The sequence below is a fragment of the Thermotoga sp. genome (assembly GCF_021162145.1).
Taxonomy (GTDB): Bacteria; Thermotogota; Thermotogae; order Thermotogales; family Thermotogaceae; genus Thermotoga.
The window spans coordinates 1-3,214 of the sequence record NZ_JAGGZH010000128.1 but is presented as its reverse complement, the minus strand read 5'-3'; the positions used below and the strand labels follow the sequence as shown (position 1 = coordinate 3,214).

At 47.5% G+C, this 3,214-nt stretch carries 4 protein-coding genes; all 4 read right to left on the bottom strand.

The window, feature by feature from the left end; genetic code table 11:
- Nucleotides 1–343, bottom strand: a 343-nt coding sequence (locus J7K79_RS07905; RefSeq protein ID WP_296907267.1) for an inorganic phosphate transporter, incomplete at its 3' end; no start/stop codon positions are given.
- Between the two features lie 13 nt (nucleotides 344–356).
- On the bottom strand, nucleotides 357–1,028 hold the full coding sequence (locus J7K79_RS07900) for a DUF47 domain-containing protein (RefSeq protein WP_296907264.1): 672 nt from the start codon (nucleotides 1,026–1,028) through the stop codon (nucleotides 357–359).
- Between the two features lie 4 nt (nucleotides 1,029–1,032).
- Nucleotides 1,033–1,938 (bottom strand): D-alanine--D-alanine ligase, encoded by a 906-nt coding sequence (locus J7K79_RS07895; protein ID WP_296907262.1) that lies wholly within the window; start codon nucleotides 1,936–1,938, stop codon nucleotides 1,033–1,035.
- Nucleotides 1,853–3,214, bottom strand: a 1,362-nt coding sequence (locus J7K79_RS07890) for a DNA topoisomerase (RefSeq protein ID WP_296907260.1), incomplete at its 5' end; no start/stop codon positions are given. The genes J7K79_RS07890 and J7K79_RS07895, both read right to left, overlap by 86 nt.

Sequence of the window (3,214 nt, the reverse complement as noted above, 5' to 3'; positions counted from 1 at the left end):
GCATACCTCCGACTATCGAATGTGTTGTAGATACAGGATAACCCCAGTTTGTGGCGATCAGGATCCACAGGGAAGCCGCTATCAACGCCGAAAGAGCGCCGTACATAAGTTCGACAGGCTGTATTCTATCGATTTCCACGATTCCTTTCACTATCGTCTGTGAGACGTGAGACCCGAACATCACAGCCCCTAGAAACTCGAGAAACATCGCTATCAAAGAAGCCTGTCTGACGGTGATTGCTCTAGCGCCCACGGCAGTTGCCATGGAGTTCGCTACATCGTTGGCTCCTATGGAAAACGCCATTATAAATCCGAGAACTCCAGCCACAACGAGTATCAACATGATGCTCCCTCCTTCACTTCAAAATTGCAGAGTTTATTCTCTTCGTTATATCCTTCCCCTGGTCCGCAATCTTCGAGATGAGGCGCGCTATCTTGTTCAGAAAGATGAGGTCAACCGGATTCATGGAGTTCTTCAAAGAGTAGAGCTTCTTTCCGAGATTCCTGGAGATGGTGTCTACTTCCCTTTCCTCCATGGAGACATCGAACACCTCCCTCCTTTCCCTCTCCTCCTCGATGGGGGAGAAACCCGTCTCCGCCAAAACCCTCAGTTGCTCAACGGCCTCTACCGTCTCTTTGATCGCGTTCAGAACACTATCAACAAGCTCCACAAAGCAGTCCCTCACATCCTTCGGGATTTCATCCACTTTGTTCATATCCAGCATGATGACCACGTCTCTCACAATATCGAGTATCTCGTCCGATTTGTGCACTATGTAGAGAAAATCATCCTTTTCGAAGTAGGAGTACTTGATCTTCTGGTAGATCCTTTTCAACTTTGCCTTGAGCTGATCAGCTTCTCTTTCCAGAGCAATAACTCGGTTAAGATGCCCTTCACCGAACTTTCCAGCAAAATAATCTTGGATGGCGTCCTTCAACAAGACCACTGCCGTTTCTCCCCTTCGAGCAAGGCCAATGAGCAGCTGGATTGGAGATTCTTCAGGTATCATTTTTTCTATGAATCTCATGATCTCACTCTCCTTTCAAGAAAGCACTCTTTATGATTATATTGATCAACTCCTCGAACTCGATGCCAGCTGCCTTTGCACTCGCGGGAAGGTCACTGAGTTCAGTGAGCCCCGGAACTGTGTTTATCTCGAGGAAGAAAAACTCTCCGTTGTGGAAAATCCCGTCCACTCGCCCAAATCCTCTACATCCAGCTTCGGTGAAAGCCTTGAGAGCTGTTTCTTTCACCAGGTGTTCTTCATCTGGCTTCAGCGGAGCTGGTAACAGAAAATCCGTTTCGCCTTTCGTGTACTTTGCAACGTAATCATAGAATTTCCTCTTTTTTGGCCTCAGCTCCAGTATGGGCAACACCCTGAATCCTTCTTCAGTTTCTATTATCGATACCGTCATTTCTCGCCCTGGGATGTACTCTTGAACGATCACACTACCATAGAACGGCAGATCTTCTTTCAGCGCCCTTTGGAATTCTTCATCTGACTCACAGATGAAAACACCGATACTGGAACCTTCCCTTCGCGGCTTCACCACGCAGGGGTATCCAATAGGAGATGAGTTGATGAGCTCTTTGACCTCCACAAAGTTCGGCATTCTGACAAAATCCTTCAGGAATCTATAAGTGAGGAGCTTGTCAAAGCAAAGCATACTGGAAAACGCATCGGAACCCGTGTATCGAACCCTGAGGAAATCCAGTATGGATTGGAGTGAACCATCTTCTCCAAACGTTCCGTGAAGCACGTTGAACACCAGGTCGAATTCCTTCAGTTTCGGAGCCTTTTCCAGGAAATCCTCGCTAACGTCGAAGACAACGTACTCGTATCCCAAAGCTTCAAGAGCTTTTCTTACCCTTTCTCCGCTTCTCAACGAGATTTCTCTTTCCCTTGACGTTCCCCCCATCAAAAGCGCTATCTTCATCGCTTCTCCTCCTGATGAACATCTTTCCACTCTCTATAACAGCAACTTCGTCGTTCCTCACACTTCTGCTCTTTCCACACTCACACTTCAAGTAGAACCCGTACCTTCCAAAAGAAAGCACCATATCTTTTCCACAAGAGCATTTTTGATTCGTCGGATAATCGACAGTGATCCTGTCGTTCTTGTCGAAAACTTTTGAAAAGGCTCGATAGAAATCTTGCAGCACAACCTTGTCCGTTTTTTTGCCCTGTTCTACCTCATCGAGCTCTTTCTCCATTTCAGCAGTGAAGGAGACGTTCACAATGTCCGCGTACTTTTTCTCCAGGTAATCCATGACAACACTTCCGATCACTGTGGGATAAAGGTATCCCCCGATCTTCTTCACGTACTTTCGAGTGAGGAGGAGCCTTATCGTAGCAGCGTAGGTGCTGGGACGCCCTATTCCCAATCGCTCCATCTCCTTCACCAGAGTACCCTCGGTGTATCTGGGTTTTGGCTTTGTTTCCAGTTCTTTTATCTCCACATCGATCGGTTTCACGATTTCTCCTTCTTCGAAGGGAAACTCGCCGACGTTCCTCTCTGTTTTCCATACCCTCTCGTAACCGTCGAAGATCCTCTTTAGAACCGATCCCTTGAATTGGTACCTTCCATCCTTCGTTTTCAACACAAAACGGGTTTCCTCGTACTCGGAAGCCTTCATTTGAGAGGCAAGAAATCTCTTCCATATCAGCTCGTAAAGTTTTCTTTGATCGGGGCTCAGGTACCTACCGGCTTCCTCGGGCGTCATGAACACGTTCGTGGGACGTATGGCTTCATGGGCGTCCTGTATCTTGACGGTCCTGGCCTTCCTTCTTCTTCCGGTTCCGATGTATTCCACCCCAAACTTTTTTCCTATCAGCTCACGAGCCTCTTCTTTGGCGTAGTCTGAAACACGGGTAGAATCCGTCCTCATGTAGGTAATGAAAGCGATGTGTCCGTTTTCTGCCTCCACCCCTTCGTAAAGCTGCTGGGCGAGTAGCATGGTTTTTGCCACAGAAAAGCCCAGTTTTGCATAGGCCTCTTGTTGAAGGGTACTAGTTTTGAAGGGTTCTGGCGGTGAAAATCTCTTTCTGAAGACGCTCTTTTCCTCCACAACGAGTTCTTCTATGGACTGGAGCTCTTCGAGTACATCTTTTTCCAGAAGGGTCTTCTCTTGCATGATCATTTCGGCTTCCAAACCGTAGACTCTGACAACGACGCGATGGTACTTCTTCGGTACAAACCTCAGGATTTCCCT

Coding starts and splice junctions, on each gene's coding strand:
- J7K79_RS07900 (WP_296907264.1), bottom strand. CDS start 1,028: ATGAGATTCATAGAAAAAATGATACCTGAAGAATCTCCAATCCAGCTG.
- J7K79_RS07895 (WP_296907262.1), bottom strand. CDS start 1,938: ATGAAGATAGCGCTTTTGATGGGGGGAACGTCAAGGGAAAGAGAAATC.